This is a genomic window from Sphingobacteriales bacterium, assembly GCA_016699615.1.
Taxonomy (GTDB): Bacteria; Bacteroidota; Bacteroidia; order Chitinophagales; family JADIYW01; genus JADJSS01.
This window is the reverse complement of the sequence record CP064984.1, coordinates 1,310,303-1,327,662: the sequence shown is the minus strand read 5'-3', so window position 1 is coordinate 1,327,662 and position 17,360 is coordinate 1,310,303. Positions and strand designations below refer to the sequence as shown.

The window sequence follows — 17,360 nt, the reverse complement described above, 5'->3', positions numbered from 1 at the left end:
TGAATTGAACTTCATGGAAGAATTGGTATTAGAATTACAGAATGACTCATTAAAAGAAAATGCATTTAAAAAATTAGTGCAACAATACCAAAAACCGTTGTATTTCCACATTAGAAAATATGTGCAACAACATGAAGATGCTAATGATATTTTGCAAAATACTTTTATAAAAGTTTGGAATGCAATTAATCAATTCAAAGGAGAATGTTCTTTATATACTTGGTTGTATAAAATTGCTGGAAATGAATCTATCACTTTTATTAATAAAAATAAAAAACACCTAGCTGAAAATATTGAAAACACCAATATTACAAAATCTGCAAATAGTAGTATTGATGATGCGCATTTAATAGAAGAAAAGCTGGCTTTTGCTTTGGCTCAGCTTCCTGATAAACAAAAACAAGTATTTATTCTTAGATATTATGATGAAATGCCTTACGAACAAATGAGTGAGATTTTAGAAACATCTATTGGTGCACTTAAAGCATCTTATCATCATGCGGCAAAAAAAATTGAAACAATTATTTTATCTATTTAAACTTTTTTTAAAAACTATAGTCTAATATATATGAGCAATAAAAAAGAAATATTAAACGAACTGCAAAGTATTTCCAAGCTATTGTTTGATGTAAAAAACAAAGAAGGAAATAACGAAGTACTAGAAAACTATTTTGAAAACTTTGAGGAAAACTTATTACAAAAAATAAATCGCTCAACTGTAAAAGAAGAAAAACAAACTATTGTAAAAAGCATATCAAGTTATTTTAAACCAATTGCTATTGCTGCATGTATTGTTGGTTTGTGTTTATTTTTTGGATTAAAAATGATGGACAATAAAAACACAATAGAACCAGCGATTGCTGTAAATACAGAAACAAAAGTTACACAAACAGAAATACAAAACTATATGACAGAAAATTTGACTGATTTTGAATCAAAAGACATTTACACTGTTTTTAAAGAACAGAACATAGATACAGCAACATTAACAGAAGATAATATTGTTTTAGATAATGATGTTATAGAAAACTATTTGGCTGAAAATCCAACAAGTATAGATGATTTAATCTACCATGACTCAGAAAATCTTTTTTAATCTTTAAATATTTTTAATATGAAAAAAATCAATTTATTAATTATTGTTTTAATACTTTCTATTACAACAATAATGGCACAAACAGACCCAAAACCGAAGCCAACAAAAGCAGATATGGAAGCCAACAAAGAAAAAATGGAGGCGATGAAAGTTGCTTTTATTACCAAAGAATTGGAACTTACTGAACAACAAGCAAAAACGTTTTGGCCAATTTACAACCAACAAGAAGATGAGAAAAAAGCATTGCGAAAAAGTTCTTTTGATGGTGTCAAAAAAGGCGACATGAAACTTGATGAACTAACTGATGACGAAGCTAATGAAATGATAAACAACTATCTTTCTTTTAAAACTAAAGATTTAGATTTGACTAAAAAATATGTTGCAGAATACAAAAAAGTACTAAACACCAAACAAGTTGCTAAGCTATTGGTATCTGAAGATAAATTCAAAAAGATGTTAGTAAATCAAGCTGGAATGAAACCAAATATGCCTGGGAAAAAACCAATGCCAGAGCCACCAGCACCACCAGCACCAAAATAAATCTTATTCATTTTAATATTTAGGTTCGGCAAATGCCGAGCCTTTTTTTATTCATAAAATAATTTTATTACTTTTATTGTTGTGGAATTAGAAAAAGAAATAGAACAATCTACATTGCAATTATTAGCATTAAAAAATCCAGAACTCGATTCTTTTATTTCTTTTAGACAATATATCATCAAATATATTAATGAACTAATTAATTCTGACTTTCAATACTTAATGTTCTTGTTATATAGAATAGATGTTTCTGAAGAAAGAATTAAAACACTTTTAAGTAATAATACTGATGTTTATGCAGCAGAAATTATTACTGATTTAATTTTAGAAAGACAAAAACAGAAAGCAATTAGTAGACAACAATTCAAATCGCAACAACATATTGTAGATGACGAAGAAGCTTGGTAGTTGTTTAATGCATCATGTTATCAAAATCCAATACTAAATTGAAAAGGCTGTCATTTCTGACAGCCTTTTTAATATTTATAAAGAAAAAATAGCTATTAATAAGCTACAGCTGTTTGTGCTGCTGCATCAATTGCTTGAGAATTTTTTCTCCATGCTTTGCCTTGATCAAATGTTAAACCAACATAGAATGTTCTTCCGATTAGTGGTCCACCAACATTTGTTTTATAACCTGGTCCTGCTATGTTTGTAGCACCAACTTTTATTTGAGTTGAGATTTTGTCAATGATGTATGAAACGTTAGCATCTAAAACGCCTCTTTGTTTTACTACACCATTAGCAAAAGAAGATACCCAATTGATTTTTGATTGCCATCTGTAATCTATTGCAAAACCTAAACCTTTCCATACTTTATCACCACTTAAGCCAACATATACTTGATGTTGAGAAGATTGGAAGCTTAATTGATTTCTGATTTCGTCATTATTATCTCCTTTTACTTTATAGTCCATGTAGTTATAGCTCGTTTTAACCATCATATTTTTAGGTAATACATAAGATACACCTACACCTGCACCATAAGAATAAATTCTATTGTTGAAGTTTGTATAAGGATACCAAAGTTGTCCTGCTGGTACTGCTATTCCTTTATGATATGTTGTGTCTTTGCTATTTACAAATACTTGCTCAATAAAATCATCATATATATTAAAATATCCATTTAAGTCTACTAATAATTTTTTATTAAAAATAGCTTTGTAACCTAATTCCATTGCTTGTAACTTTTCTGGTTTTACATAGTTTAAATTAGCTGTTACTAATAAACTCGAATCTCTTGCTGCTGGATTAAGGCTAGATTGTAAAAATGCAGTATATGATGCTTGAGTCCATGCACCACCATTGTATATACCATATCTTGAAGCATTAGCTTCTGTTCCACCTAAAAGAATTGATGAAGTTGAGAAATAGATATACTGTGCTTGTGTATCTGGGTTACGGAAACCTGTTTGGTAAGATGCTCTAATATTATGATTTCTATCTTTGCCAAATGTTAATACCGCTGCTACTCTTGGAGACCAAATTCCTTTAAAGTTTTGGTTTTTATCATAACGGATTGAACCTTGTAGTGTTAACATATCTTTGAATAACTTGCGTTTTAACTGTAAGTAAGCGCCATATTCTTGGATATTTATTCTTTCATAGTTATTATCGCCATCTGGATCTTCATTAAATACTGTACCATTTGTAAATAAACTATACATTCTGTGGTTTCCACCAACTTGAACATCTATTATTTTGTGTGTCCAACGAGATAAGTCTACCATTGCTTCTGTATGGAATAAACGAGAATTATCTATAAATCCAGAACCTCCTTTTTGGAAATAGCCATCTCTTACTTGTTGTACTAATGCTGCTTTTTCCTCATCTGACATATTATCCCATTTTGCATTCGCAGAATCTCTAGCTGCATTTAATAATGCATTAAATAATGCTCCATCATTTGCTAATAACATAGAAGCTCCACCTTCCATTGTAGATAAACCAACGATATTACCTGCTAATGTACCTAAATATTTACTTGCCCAATTTGGAGTACTTATTGCTGCTTCATTTGCATAGGCGCCTGTTGCTGTGTAGTTATACGAATCTCCTGCATTTGTTTGTGACATATATGAACGCACAAAGAAATCTTTTCCTTTTATTTCTGCTTTGTGAAATTGTTGTGTGAAATTTCTTAATGCATATCTATCAGAACCTTGATACACTGAATTACCAAACCCTATTCTATAATTGTAAGAGAATTCATAAGATTTATCTTTGAATGGACGATAATATATACCTATATCTCCTTTGAATGAATTAGCTTTATTTTTATCGTTTATCATTTTTCTAATATCTCCTTCTGCAAGTCCATTTCTTCTTAATCCTGTTGAATTAAATTCATCCAATAATGGTTTAATTGAATCATAAAAAGCCTGAACATCCATTCCTGCTACATAATTAGGATCACTAATTGGCACTGGTATGTTTGAACTTACTAATGCCTGTACTTGAGTAGATATTATATTTTGAACATTTTGGCTTTGCATCTGTGCATTTACTTGTGAAGTAATAATATCTTGAACAGTTTGGCTTTGCATTTATGCATCTACTCCAGCAGCTATTGTTGCTTGACCCGTTGGTGATGCAATAAATGCATCTGCATCTGCATTTGTAGCGCCTGGATTATTTGCAAGAAATTGTGCTCTTACAGCAGCTGTAACTTGTTGTGTTACATTGGCTCTTACAACTGGTGTAACTTGACTTGTTACATTGGCTCTTACAGCAGCAGTAACTCCAGCTATAATTTGACCAACGCCATTTTTAATTGAGTTTGTTCCATTTGTTGCTCCTGTTGTAGCAGAACTTAAAGCAGTTGGACTAACATCAAAAATATTTGTTTCATCTCCATAAAGATTCATACCATCAAAACCTTGTGAACCTAATGTTCCTGCATTGTTTCTTGTTGTTGTATAATCATCAGCTACCCAGTCTGTACTTTGAAATGCATTGGCATTAAATTTAATCGCCACATATTCTTGTCCTTTGCGTTTCCATACATGGCCAACCCTCATTGCTACACTTCCAAGTGGGTTAATACCATAACTATTGTTTGCTTGAGCAAAACCGCCTTTTACTTGTGCAGAAAATCCTGGTGCATCAAATGGATTTTTTGAATTCATTAATAAGATACCATTGAATGCATTTGGTCCGTAAAGTGCTGATGCTGCTCCTGGTACTAATTCTACATTTTGAATGTCTAATTCGCCAATACCAACAATATTACCTGTTGGGAAGTTTAATAATGGTGCTGCATTGTCCATTCCGTCCATTAACTGAACGAAACGTGTGTTTGAAATACCACCGAAACCTCTTGTGTTCACTGATGTTAGTGTCATAGAACCTTGAATTACTTGTACACCTTTTAGTTTAGACAAATCGTCATAATAATCATTAGATGATGATTGTTTTACCATTTTTTGATCCATTTTTTCAATGGTAACTGGTGATTCCAAGATTTTCTCTTCTACTCTTGAAGCAGAAACAACAACTGTGTTTAATAAGTTGGTTTCTTCTTTCATTTCTACAGCTAAATCTGTCGTGTTGCCTGTAATTTCTTTTTCTACATTGGCTAAACCTACCATCGAAATTACAATAGTGAATGGTGTTGCCTGTTCTGTTGTTAATTCGAAGTTTCCATCTATGTCTGTGATGGTGCCTTCGGCTGTTCCTTTGATGCTAATGTTTGCACCAATTACTGGTTCTTTTGCCTCATCAGATACATTTCCTTTTACTGTGGTTTGTGAAAAAGAAACAAATCCAACTAGCATAAAGAACAAGCTTAATAAACTTTTACTTAATCTATTCATATTTGTATTTATTTATCTCTGTGCAAGATACAACTTGTTTTTATATTATGTTAGTTTTTGTTAATGTATTTTTAACCTTTAGTACATATTTATGGCGTTTTTTTTAATTTTCGTAATATTTAGGTAACGATAAATAATGATTTAGACTATTTTGTTGACTTTCTGTGCTTATATTTTATTAATGATTATTTTTGCATATGCAAAAGATTTTAGTTGTTGGACTTGGTAATATTGGAACTGAGTATGCACATACAAGACACAATATTGGTTTTGATGTTGCTGATAATATTGCAAAACGCCTTGATGCAGATTTTAAGATTGATAAATTAGCCATGTATGCCTCCACAAATCATAAAGGCAAACAAATACATATTATAAAGCCAACTACTTATATGAATTTGAGTGGAAAGGCAATTAAATATTGGATGAATTTTTTAAATATAAATATTGAAAATATAATAGTAATATTGGATGATTTGGCATTGCCTTTTGGTGCTCTCAGGTTGCGTGCAAAAGGCAGTGATGCTGGACACAATGGTTTGAAATCTATAGCAAATGAATTGCTTACTCAAGAATATGCTCGATTGAAATTTGGGATAGGCAATGATTTTCCAAAAGGTAGACAGGCTGAGTTTGTTTTGAGCAAATGGAATAAAAATGAATTGATTGATTTGGATAGTAGGATAGAAGCTGCTTCAGATATTGTAATTTCTTTTTGCACTGCTGGTTTGCAAAACACTATGAATCAATATAATAATAAATAATTTATGAAAATATTAATGGTTTGTTTGGGAAATATTTGTCGTTCGCCTTTGGCCGAAGGAATATTAAAACATAAATGTGAACAACAAAACTTAGACTGGGAAATTGATAGTGCTGGCACAGGGAAATGGCATATTGGTAGTCAACCAGACAAACGTTCTATTGAAGTTGCTAAAAAATATGGTATAGATATTAGCCAACAAAAAGCCAGAACCGTAAATAGCAATGATTATGAATATTATAACTTGATTTATGCCATGGATAAAAGTAATGAAAGTGATTTGTTGGCTTGGGCTTTAGATAATAAAGAAGCTCAAAAAATCAAATTAATAATGAGTGAAATAGATACCAAAAATCCTGAAAGTGTACCTGATCCTTATTGGAACGACAATGGCTTTGAGCTTGTTTTTAAAATGCTAGATGAAGCTTGTGATAAAATTATTGAAAAGTATAAAAAATAAGTTTTTGCAAATTATTTTTCAATTCTAATTAAATCGTGTTTTACTTCTATTGATTTTATTGGGTATTTTTCTTTTACAGTTTTGATAAAATCTTCTAAAACAGGATAGCCTATATCGTCTCCATTAAAGCATCTTGCGTCATCTATAATTACTGTGTGTTCGTATGGTGATGCAAATATGGCATCTATTTCATCGTAAATTGGACAACCAGCATTTACATCACTCCAGCCTGTATCGCCACCAGAATAATGACCATCGAGCCAAAAAATAGCTGGTGCGTTTACTTCTTTTATCATTTGTGGTAATGCGTAGGTGCTGTCACCTAAAAATAATTTGATGTTTTTAGCTTTTTCAAATCTTTTAACTGCTAAATCATATATAAATGGTACCAATTCACACGAATACAATGTGTTGTAATTGTATTGTAATGCTTCTAACATATCTCCGAGAAAAGTGCCTGTTTCTATAAAATATTTGTATTTGTTGTTTTTATTATATTCTTTGATTGTGTTTTGCTTAATAACATGTGGTGGTGGCACTGGACTACCTTTAAGTTTCCACAAAGTAATTCTATATATGCGTATTAATGCATAGATTGATTGCTTTATAAATTTTGGTAAGGCTGTAAACTTTCTTCTTATTTCTGCTCTTTTGCGTATTTCTAGTTCTTCTGCTGAATTTATCATATTTGTTTTTTATATATTATAATTCTTCGTCTAAGCAAATGGCATTGATTGTGTCATTATTGTGCATACATTTTCCACCGTTTTGCAAATCAAATCTCCAACCATGGCGTGGACAAACTATGTATCTTCCGTCTGTTTGCCAACTATGCTCTAAGTCTGCCATTTGATGTGGACAGTATTTATCTATCAAATATTTACTTCCGCCAACTTCAATAATAACTCTGTCGTTATTTTTTTCCAACATTTTTTTACTAAAATACATTAAATCTTCTTTTTCTAATATTAAAAATCCTTGAATTAATGTTTGATATACATCTGGTGTTCTGTTTAGTTTCATTCTAAAGGTTAGTGCAAAATCTTCCCAAGTAAGATATTTGTCTAATATTTGCTGTATATCATAGCTGTATGTTTTTATTGTATAATAGTTTTCTTCTTGTATGCTTGATACTATTTTTATATCGTTTTTTTGAAATTCTATTTTTAAAAATGTTTGTGGTGCATCAGAAAAGATAAAATACAATGGTATTGTTATTTGCGATTTTGCTTCAAAATTTTTTAGTTTTTTTTCTAATTCTTCCTTTAATTCTATTAATAATTTTGATGGCGTGACAATTGGTCTGTTTTGTATTCTATTTTGAATTTTTTCAATATATTTTTCTTGATATTTTAATATATATTCGTTTTCATCTTTTATTTGTTGTGCATTGTGATTTATAATTGTTTTTTCTTCTAATTCAATCTCGTCATCTGGCATTAGATAAATAATTTCTGTATCGTTGGCTATTTTTTGTTTTTCTAAGTAATGTAAAAATACTTGTGCTTTGGGAAAAATATTTATTGGTTCTTGATTGAGATGAAATAAATTTGCGTCTAAAAAACAAGCTGGACCAGCTGATGGAAAAAATAAATTTGGCTGTACTGTTTCTATGGCTTTTGTAACTGCCAAAAATTTTGTTTGCATTTTTTGTGTCGCTATATTTTCATATGTTGCCGCATCGTATTCGTAGCAAGTTGGATGCCAAGTGGCGCCACTAAACTGACAAGTGAATATTTCTATTTCTTTTTCTTCTTGTTTTATTTGATGTAGCCTATCGTAGATTTTACAATCGTTGAGGTTTAAAAATTTTTTACCTGTGTGTTTGTCTTCTATCAGAATAGCGGAATCTCTGTTGAGTTCTGCATCATCAACATATATTTTTATTCTATAATCTTTTGTTTGGTGTTCACCATTATCATTAATTAATAAAATATCGTTTTCTGAAAATCTTTGTATATGTTGTTTTAAAGTTTTTTTTCTATAGTTTGGTATTAAGTAAGTAATTTTTGTATGTGCTATGCTACTCAAAAAATCTATATCAAAATGGTCTTTGTGTTCGTGACTAATATATATGTAAATGTTTTTTGTAGTGGTTTTTATTTTTTGTTGAATAATTGGCATTAAGTGATGATTGCAAGGATATTGAAACCATGCCATATCAAAAGCTCCATTTGCGCTTAGCCAAGGATCTATAATAAGTAAATCATTTTCTGTTTCTACCAAAAAGCCTGCGTGTCCGAGATAATGTATTTTCAAAATTATAGATTAAAATGGAAAAAAATATGGTATGGTAATAGATGCTATAAAGCCAACCATTATATTTAATGGTGTACCTACTTTTACATAATCTGAGAATTTATAATTTCCTGGTGTATAAATTATTGCATTGGTTTGGTAGCCCATTGGTGTCATAAAACTAAGTGATGCGGCAAACATTATCCCAATCAAAAATGGTTTTTCTGAAAAGCCTAATTCTTGTGCAATGCCTATGCAAATTGGTGCCATCAATGCTGCTGTTGCATTGTTCGACATAAAATTGGTTAATAAAATGCTTATGAATATTAATACTGTGAGTATAATTTTTGGGTTTAGTTGTCCGTAGTTTTGTTGCACAAACTGACCTATAAGTTGTGCTCCACCTGTTTTTTCTATCGCTGCACCCATTGACAAAACACCAGCCAACATAAATATTACTTTCCATTCTACGGCTTTGTATGCTTCTTGTGGTTCTACTATTTTTAGTATTATTAATAATAAACAGCCCAACATTGCTGAAATAACTATGCTTGTAATGCCTACTGCTGCACTTCCAATTACTGCAAATATTGTCAATAATACAATTCCTGCTTTAAAGTTATTTTTGTTTTGCTTTTTATTGTCTTCTGATATTAAAACCAAATCATTATTTTTTATCAAGTCTTCTAAGCTATCTTCGTCTGCCAACAATAAAAGAATATCTCCACTAAATAATTTTACATTGTTTGTGTCGTTGATATTGGTGTGCTTATGACTACGTATTGCAATTAATACGGAATCATATTTTCTATTAAACTCTAATTCTTCAGCACTAAAGCCAGAAAATTGTGAACCTATTGGAATTAATACTTCTACTAATTTTTGATTTTTATTATTAATTTTTTCTAGATTAAAATTAAACTCACTACTGATATGATAATTTGAGTTTTGTCTAAGTTCTATTAAGTCTTTTGGCGAAATGCTTATTGTTAATATGTCTTGGTCGTTTAGTAAATATGTAGGATATGGTATGGTTTGTTCGTTGTTTCTGTTTATTTGCAAAATTTTAGCATTATACTTTATGATTAGATTTGTGTTTTCGGCTGTTTTTCCAATACTTGTAGATGTTGCTTTTACTCTTATTTGTGTAATGTATTTGGTTATTTCATCACTTAGTTTTTTGTTTTTATTTTTTCTATTGGGTAATAGCAAATAGCCTACAGAAAATAAGTATGCCAAACCAATTATCGTAATCCAAATTCCTGCTTTTGAAAATTCAAACATTCCAAAAGGCTCCAATCCATGAGACTGAGCAATACTACTTACCAATATATTTGTAGATGTGCCTGTGAGTGTACACACGCCACCTAATAATGCACCAAACGAAAGTGGCATTAAATATTTTCCTGGGCTGATGTCTGTTTTTTCTGATATATTTAATACAACAGGAATAAACATAGTAACAATTGCTGTTACATTTATAAATGCTGATAATAATGTTGCAAACGACACTAAAACAACTACAGACAAGTAGCTGTTTTTTTTACTTATTCTAAGTATCAAATCACTAAATCCATCTAAAATTCCTGTTTTAAAAACAGCATGACTTAATACAAACATACAAGCAACTGTGATAGTGGCATTGTTATTAAAACCTGCAAAACCTTCTTGTGGTGTTAGTATTCCAGTAACTATCAACAGCGACATGATGATGATAGCTGTGGTATCTACTGAAAAAAATTCTTTGATGAATAATACCAAGCCTATGATAATAATTATTAGTGTTATGATTATTTCAAGGCTCATACTTAGCTTTTTTAATACTCAACTATTCCATTAAGTAATGTGACTATTTCTTCTTTGTATTTTTCTTTTAAGTTTTGTGCTGTAAAACATACAAATTGTGTTGTTCCACTTTCATTAGAATAATAATACCCTAAGTAAGAAAATTTCATTCCTTTAATACTACCATCCAATTCCATGTACAATATTTTTAGACCATTTACATATCTATATTCTTGTTTTGATATTGAAACATCTGCTGATACTTCTTTTGCATTGTTTATAGCTATATCTTTTAGTGTTTCTAATGGAATTTCCATGCCTTCTGATATTATCATAGCATATGCATCGCCATCTTTGTATTGTAAATCATATTCTGCATCTTCATTTTTTTGTGCTTTTTTGAAAGTCCATTTTTTTGGATTAAGCCAATAACCAATTTCATTTTTGGTGCTTTTTAATAAAAAAGATGCTTTTTCGTCTTTTAAAAAATTTTTATTATTTACTGGTATTTCTACAACTTCTTCTATTTCGCCTTCTTCATCTTCAGTATATTTCCATGTACCATTCTCAAAAAGCAATACTTCTTTTCCTTCTTCGGTAATGGCTTTTTTTTGTGCTAAAGTATAATTATACAATAAAAAAGTAATTAATAATACAGTTGCAATTTTTTTCATAGTTTTTTGTCTTTGTTTTATTTACAATTTAATGTTTTTATTTCAAACCTGCTTGTGCTGATATTTCAAGCATTCTGTCTATTGGAATTTTTGATTTTATTCTCAATTCTTCGTCCATCAACAATTCTGGTAATTCATATTTTAGGCACAAATATATTTTTTCTAATGTATTCAACTTCATGTGTGGACAATCGTTACAAGCACAACTGTTGTTAGGTGGCGCTGGTATAAATGTTTTATCTGGCGATGATTGTTGCATTTTGTGCAAAATACCTGTTTCTGTTGCCACAATAAATTCTGTTGCGTCGCTATTAATCGTATATTTTAATAAGTTTGTTGTAGAACCAATATAATCTGCAATATCCAAAACTGCTGCTTCGCACTCTGGATGTGCAATCAATTTGGCATTTGGGTGTTTTTCTTTAAGCTTGATAATTTTTTCCAGTGAGAAAATTTCATGTACCATGCACGCACCATCCCACAACACCATTTCTCTATTTAATTTTTTTACTAAGTATGCGCCCAAGTTTTTGTCTGGTGCAAAAATAATTCCTTGCTCTTTTGGAATTGAATTAACTATAATTTCTGCATTTGATGAAGTAACAATATAATCAGACAAAGCTTTGATTTCGGCTGTGCAATTGATATAAGAAACGACGGCGTAGCCGGGAAATTTTTTTTTGAAAGCCGCAAAATCATCAGCTGGGCAACTATCTGCTAAACTGCAACCTGCGTTTAAATCTGGTAAAATTACTTTTTTTGTTGGATTAAGAATTTTAGCTGTTTCTGCCATAAAATGCACACCAGCAAACAAAATAATATCTGCTGTTGTTTTTTCTGCTTGTTGTGCCAATTGTAGACTATCTCCAATAAAATCTGCAATGTCTTGTATGTCTGCATCTTGGTAATAATGCGCCAACAATACTGCATTTTTTTCTTTTTTTAATTTTTCTATTTCTGCAAATAAATCTAATGTTGGATCTATGTGAATATCTAAAAAACCACGATTGGGTAGCTCGGCAACTTTTTCTTTAAAATCTATTATTTCTTCCATTTTTTACAATTGATGATGCAAGATAGTTTGATTTTTTATTTTTTTTAAATTTTTTTGGTTTTAGTGTGATGCTAATAATGTATTATAATTTATTAAAAAATTAAAATTTTATTATACATTATTACCTGTGTGAATTCGTGGAAAAAATATTTTATGATGTATAGTTTTTAATTGTTTGTTTTTATATAGCTTGACTTTATTCACAAGTTATTCACTTTTTTATTGAATTGATTAGTAGATTTTTATACTATTTTATAATATTCTTAGCTACTTATACTAACATTGCTGTATAGTATTAATACACACTAATTGTGTATATTTATTTATGTTGGTTTATGTCTATTTCTCTGTTTTTAGTGTGCATTTATTTTTAATATTTTCACTTGTATGTGATTTTTTTTTTACAGTAATTTTTTATTTTTTTTTATCTACTTCAATTCACAATTAGAAAACTTATGCACTTCTTTTTAGTGTGAATAAGTACAATTGAAAATCAATACTTTTTAAATATTACCAACATTGGTGTGTGTAAATATTTTTTAGTTTTTATTTGTATAAATTATTTTCTTTTATGTACTTTTCTACATTATTGCTTGTAAAAAATGTTATTATTTTTTCTTCTTTTATTCTTTTTCTAATTGCTGTAGAAGAAATATCTAACATTGGTAATTTTAAAATTGTGAATGATGTATTGTGTATAAATGTGTTTTCACTATTATTTGTTTGCCTGTTATAAACCAATATTTCAAAATTATCTTTTATCCATTGTACTTCTTTCCAGTTGTCAAACTTTGCTACATTGTCTTCACCAATAATAAGTTTAAATGTATGCTCAGGATGTTTTTCTTGTAATTGTTGTAATGTAATATAAGTGTACGATGGTTTTGGCAAATTAAATTCAATATCAGATGCTTTAAAATAATCAACTTGTTGAACAGATAATTGTACCATATTTAGTCTGTGTTGTTCATCAGCTAATTCACTATTGAGCTTAAATGGATTTTGTGGTGAAACAATAAACCAAACTTCATCTAGTTGTGCTGCTTCACGTGTGTGTGTAGCAACTAACAAATGTCCAATATGTATTGGATTAAATGAACCAAAGTATAAACCTATTATTTTATTATTCATTTTTGTTTGCATATTGTTTGCCTAAAATTACAATTAAAATCAATATACTCAAACCAGCTAATTGTTCTGTGTATGCATCCCAAAAACAACATATAAAAAATGAAGCAACTAAACTAAAAACTAAAAAATCTTGTTTTTTTATGTAATAATATATTATACTAATAATACTTATTAAAAATAGTATTAATCCTAAAATACCACAACTTGCTAATATATGTAAATATGAATTGTGTACATACATCATTTTTTCATTGTCATAATAGTTATATTTTTCTATAAATTTTTCTTGTGTAATGTTTTTATAATTACTCAAACCAACACCCAATAATTTATTTTCTTTAAAAATATCAAATGCTATTTGGTAAGAAATTATTCTTCGTGCATCAGAATATTCTATACTATTCTTATTTTTTAATTGATGAATATCGTACTCAATATAGGCAAGTTTTTGCTGCAAAGTTGGACTTGCTTTATATAATATAATTGGAACTAAAAACAACAAAAGGTAGTACCATTTTTTGTTGACGATTTGATATAGTATTACACAAAATAAAAATAGATACAATAATAATAAACCAGTTTTTACAGACAAAAAATGTAAGTATATTATAAAATAAATAATTAATATATTATAATAATATTTGTTTTTATAATTAAATATTAATACAACAACGCTACAAAATAGTATAAAACTAAATTTGCTATGATGTATAAATGTTGGCAATACTTGTCCTTTGCTGTAAGCATCTTTCCAAAAAAATAGTATCATTAAAAAATAGAATTATTGTATATAATGAAATTATAAAAATAATAGATAATGCAATGTTTATTAATGTTTGCTGTTGTTTTTTTTGTATAATAATATTAGGTAAAAACAATGCAACACCAAGCAAACTTAGTTTTGAAACAATAATTTTTATACTATCATTAATTGTAGAAAAGTGATAAAAACTCCAGATAAAATAAATTATAAATAAGCTTAGAAATGCATATTGTAATATATTGAATTTTATTTTTTCTTGTTTATAAATTTGATTGATGCCTGACACAACAAACAAAACGCCTGTGCTAATGCTCAACAAGGCATTACTAAAAAACAAACCAACTATCATGCATAACAATGTGAAGCAATATGCATGTGAATAATATGATTGTATATTTGATTTCAGTTAGTTTGAAAGTATAGACTAAAATTAGAAAAAAATTATAATCTACCCAAACCTATTCGCACAGCAATATTGAAGTTAAAATAATTTATGGTAAAATCATTTTTCTTTGCTGTTGTGTTTCTATCATAATACATAGATGGTGCGTAGTCAAAAGATAGATTGAAAGGCACTACTAAATTTTGAGTCCAAAAATCTAAACCAATAATTGGTACTATTCCAGTAGAAACTATTTTTTGGTCACTTCTTGTTTTTCCTGCACCAAATGCGCCACCACCACCCACATAGAAAAACCATTTTCCACGTCTGTCTATTTCAAAATGTTTTTGGTATGTTGTAGCAATATTTACAAAATTTGTACTATACAATACACCATGTACACCTTGCTTTAAAGTAAATTCTAATGCATTTCCATTTCTATCTAAAAAATATTTTCCAGAAAGTCCCCAACCATAACCAAAACGCAAGCCAATAGCACCTTTGCTTTCTTGTGCATTTGTGTTACTTAATAGCAAAAAACTTATTATTAATATTAATATTATTTTTTGCATACTTAATAGTTTTATTGATTTTTTAGTTTTCTGTTTCAACAGCAGTGCTACTCAGCCAAAAGTTATTATTTCCTTCGCCTAGTACTAAGAAAATAACTTGTTGTTGAATAAGCTCAAGCATACCCAAAAATATAAACACAGCATGTATTTTATTTTGGCAAGATGATAGTATATCTGAGAAAGAAGCTTTTTTTCTGTTTTGTACAAACAATGCAAGATTTCCTCTTTCTTCTTCTATTGTATATTGATATTGTACTATTTTATGTGTTATTTTTTCTGTTCTGGTTTTGTATTTGTCTAATGCACGTTGGTATGCTTTTAGTAGTTTGAACATAGATACAGTTTCTAAATCTACATCTTCAGCTAATATTTTTATTAATTGTTCAACTTCATTTTTTTGATTGCCACGCACATGTCTTAAACTACGTTTTGCTTCCAAGTCTTTTAATTCTTCAACTACAGTTTTTATTTTTTTATATTCTAATAGTTGTTGTACTAATTCTTGTCTTGGATCTATTTCATTACCTTGCTCATCTAGTTCTTTTCTTGGCAACAACATTTTTGCTTTTATGCGCATTAATGTTGCAGCTACCAACATAAACTCACTAGCAACTTCAATATTTAATTTTTCTAAGTTGTGTATGTATTGTAAAAAATCAGTAGTGATTTTATAAATAGGAATATCTTCAATGTCCAGTTCATCTCTTTCAATGAAAAATAAAAGCAAATCGAAAGGTCCTTCAAATTGCGGAAGATGTATTAAAAAAGGTGCAGACATATTTTTTTAGTTCATTATTATGATATGCTAAGTTACAATATTTCTTATTTTTGATTGATGATAGTTATCTACACTAAAAAAGTTACTAACAGAATAAAATATGTATTTGATTTTGTGTTTCAACAATATTTTAATTTAGATTATCATATCACTACAAACGAAATTGAATTTTTGGCATCCAAAGATTTTAAAATAAATTATAATAATACCATTTTCCAAAACACTTTTAATATTCCACAAGAAAATATTCTTATTGAAGATAATATTGTACCACAAAAAGTATTTATTTCAAAAGAAGGAGAGATGCCAATTTTATTTCCTACAGATGAAAATACAACAATTAAGTTTGATATTTTTTCAGCAATTTTTTATTTAATTACCAGATACGAAGAATATCTATCCAACGAAAGTGACGAACATGGAAGATACATTTCATCCAATTCAATTCTTTCAAAACCAGTTTTCAATTTTAGACCAATTGTAGAAATTTGGTTGATATATTTTAAAGAACAAATTTTAGCACAAGATCCAAATCTAACTTTTAAAAAACATACTTTCAGTAAAACATATACTTTTGATATCGATCATGCATTTCAATACAAAGGCAGAAATTGGCTCAAGCATCCACCAAATATTTTAAAAAAAGAAGTTAGAAATGTATTGTTTCAAAAACACAAAGATGCTTTTGATACTTTTGATGAAATCACAGCTTTTATAGAACAAACAAAAAATCCAGTTTTTTTCTTTTTCTTATTAAATGATGATGGTGAGAAAAACAGCAATGTGTGTCCAAAGAATAAAATGTTGCATGCAATTATTCAAAGATTCAAAAATTCAATAACCATTGGCATTCATCCTTCATATTTTTTTTCAGAAGAAAACTTTGTTGCAGAAAAGAAGCAATTAGAATATATTTTAGACAAAAAGATTGAAACAAACAGGCAACATTTTCTAAAAATAAAGATTCCAGACTATTTCCAGGTTTTAAATAAACAAGAAATCAAAAAAGATTTTTCATTAGGTTATCCAAATATTTCAGCTTGTAGAGCAGGCACCACACAAGCATTTTATTTTTTTGATTTAACGAAGAATGAACAAACAACGTTATTAATACAACCATTTTCATTTATGGATGCCACGTATCAGTATTACCAAAAGATAGATGATAATAGTATTACACAAATCGTAGAAAAACAATTGGAAGATATACAAAAAATAAATGGTAATTTTGTTTCATTATTTCATAATGATTTGTTGCAAAATCAATATGTTTATAAAAAATTATTATACTTAATAGAAGAATATTAAA

At 28.9% G+C, this 17,360-nt stretch carries 19 protein-coding genes; 7 read left to right on the top strand and 12 right to left on the bottom strand.

Annotated elements, in window-relative coordinates; all coding sequences use genetic code 11:
* Nucleotides 1–13: 13 nt before the first annotated feature.
* The 4 genes from IPK18_06215 (at nt 14) to IPK18_06200 (ending at nt 2,044) form a co-directional block, all read left to right on the top strand.
* Complete coding sequence (locus IPK18_06215) at nt 14–538, top strand: sigma-70 family RNA polymerase sigma factor (protein ID QQR99100.1); 525 nt, start codon at nt 14–16, stop codon at nt 536–538.
* A 30-nt stretch (nt 539–568) separates the two neighbouring features.
* Nucleotides 569–1,096: a hypothetical protein gene (locus tag IPK18_06210; protein QQR99099.1), complete on the top strand. Its 528-nt coding sequence runs from the start codon at nt 569–571 to the stop codon at nt 1,094–1,096.
* An 18-nt stretch (nt 1,097–1,114) separates the two neighbouring features.
* Nucleotides 1,115–1,636 carry a hypothetical protein gene (locus IPK18_06205; protein ID QQR99098.1) on the top strand — a complete coding sequence of 174 codons (522 nt, stop codon included), beginning with the start codon at nt 1,115–1,117 and terminating at the stop codon, nt 1,634–1,636.
* 81 nt (nt 1,637–1,717) lie between these two features.
* Complete coding sequence (locus IPK18_06200) at nt 1,718–2,044, top strand: hypothetical protein (GenBank protein QQR99097.1); 327 nt, start codon at nt 1,718–1,720, stop codon at nt 2,042–2,044.
* Between the two features lie 95 nt (nt 2,045–2,139).
* Here the strand turns inward: IPK18_06200 and IPK18_06195 are convergent, their stop codons facing one another.
* The gene (locus tag IPK18_06195) at nt 2,140–4,182 is read right to left on the bottom strand and encodes a hypothetical protein (GenBank protein ID QQR99096.1); all 2,043 of its coding nucleotides are present in this window, start codon (nt 4,180–4,182) and stop codon (nt 2,140–2,142) included.
* Nucleotides 4,183–5,451 carry a carboxypeptidase-like regulatory domain-containing protein gene (locus tag IPK18_06190; GenBank protein QQR99095.1) on the bottom strand — a complete coding sequence of 423 codons (1,269 nt, stop codon included), beginning with the start codon at nt 5,449–5,451 and terminating at the stop codon, nt 4,183–4,185.
* Between the two features lie 197 nt (nt 5,452–5,648).
* Here IPK18_06190 and IPK18_06185 point away from each other — a divergent pair, with 197 nt between their 5' ends.
* Both IPK18_06185 and IPK18_06180 read left to right on the top strand, forming a co-directional pair.
* The gene (locus tag IPK18_06185; protein QQR99094.1) at nt 5,649–6,215 is read left to right on the top strand and encodes an aminoacyl-tRNA hydrolase; all 567 of its coding nucleotides are present in this window, start codon (nt 5,649–5,651) and stop codon (nt 6,213–6,215) included.
* A 3-nt stretch (nt 6,216–6,218) separates the two neighbouring features.
* Entirely contained in the window at nt 6,219–6,674 is a 456-nt protein-coding gene (locus IPK18_06180; protein ID QQR99093.1) for a low molecular weight phosphotyrosine protein phosphatase, read from the top strand.
* A gap of 11 nt (nt 6,675–6,685) precedes the next feature.
* On the opposite strand, the gene IPK18_06175 is transcribed toward IPK18_06180, so the two are convergent.
* The 10 genes from IPK18_06175 to IPK18_06130 all read right to left on the bottom strand — a co-directional run bounded on the left by IPK18_06175 (nt 6,686) and on the right by IPK18_06130 (nt 16,051).
* Nucleotides 6,686–7,360 (bottom strand): hypothetical protein, encoded by a 675-nt coding sequence (locus tag IPK18_06175; GenBank protein ID QQR99092.1) that lies wholly within the window; start codon nt 7,358–7,360, stop codon nt 6,686–6,688.
* Nucleotides 7,361–7,376: 16 nt separating this feature from the next.
* Entirely contained in the window at nt 7,377–8,933 is a 1,557-nt protein-coding gene (locus IPK18_06170) for a Rieske 2Fe-2S domain-containing protein (GenBank protein ID QQR99091.1), read from the bottom strand.
* A gap of 9 nt (nt 8,934–8,942) precedes the next feature.
* Nucleotides 8,943–10,718 (bottom strand): SLC13 family permease, encoded by a 1,776-nt coding sequence (locus IPK18_06165; protein ID QQR99090.1) that lies wholly within the window; start codon nt 10,716–10,718, stop codon nt 8,943–8,945.
* A gap of 11 nt (nt 10,719–10,729) precedes the next feature.
* Nucleotides 10,730–11,371 carry a hypothetical protein gene (locus IPK18_06160; GenBank protein ID QQR99089.1) on the bottom strand — a complete coding sequence of 214 codons (642 nt, stop codon included), beginning with the start codon at nt 11,369–11,371 and terminating at the stop codon, nt 10,730–10,732.
* A 37-nt stretch (nt 11,372–11,408) separates the two neighbouring features.
* On the bottom strand, nt 11,409–12,425 hold the full coding sequence (gene nadA, locus IPK18_06155) for a quinolinate synthase NadA (GenBank protein ID QQR99088.1): 1,017 nt from the start codon (nt 12,423–12,425) through the stop codon (nt 11,409–11,411).
* A 546-nt stretch (nt 12,426–12,971) separates the two neighbouring features.
* Nucleotides 12,972–13,556, bottom strand: coding sequence for a nicotinate-nucleotide adenylyltransferase (locus IPK18_06150; protein QQR99087.1), 585 nt, complete (start codon nt 13,554–13,556; stop codon nt 12,972–12,974).
* Nucleotides 13,549–14,148 carry an O-antigen ligase family protein gene (locus tag IPK18_06145; protein QQR99086.1) on the bottom strand — a complete coding sequence of 200 codons (600 nt, stop codon included), beginning with the start codon at nt 14,146–14,148 and terminating at the stop codon, nt 13,549–13,551. Before IPK18_06145 ends, IPK18_06150 begins: the two co-directional genes overlap by 8 nt.
* 109 nt (nt 14,149–14,257) lie before the next feature.
* Nucleotides 14,258–14,668 (bottom strand): hypothetical protein, encoded by a 411-nt coding sequence (locus tag IPK18_06140; protein QQR99085.1) that lies wholly within the window; start codon nt 14,666–14,668, stop codon nt 14,258–14,260.
* Between the two features lie 92 nt (nt 14,669–14,760).
* On the bottom strand, nt 14,761–15,273 hold the full coding sequence (locus tag IPK18_06135) for a hypothetical protein (GenBank protein ID QQR99084.1): 513 nt from the start codon (nt 15,271–15,273) through the stop codon (nt 14,761–14,763).
* Nucleotides 15,274–15,295: 22 nt separating this feature from the next.
* A complete protein-coding gene (locus IPK18_06130; GenBank protein ID QQR99083.1) occupies nt 15,296–16,051 on the bottom strand; it encodes a segregation/condensation protein A in 756 nt (251 codons plus the stop codon).
* 57 nt (nt 16,052–16,108) lie between these two features.
* On the opposite strand from IPK18_06130, the gene IPK18_06125 reads away from it, so the two are divergent.
* The gene (locus tag IPK18_06125; GenBank protein QQR99082.1) at nt 16,109–17,359 is read left to right on the top strand and encodes a hypothetical protein; all 1,251 of its coding nucleotides are present in this window, start codon (nt 16,109–16,111) and stop codon (nt 17,357–17,359) included.
* Nucleotide 17,360 lies beyond the last annotated feature (1 nt).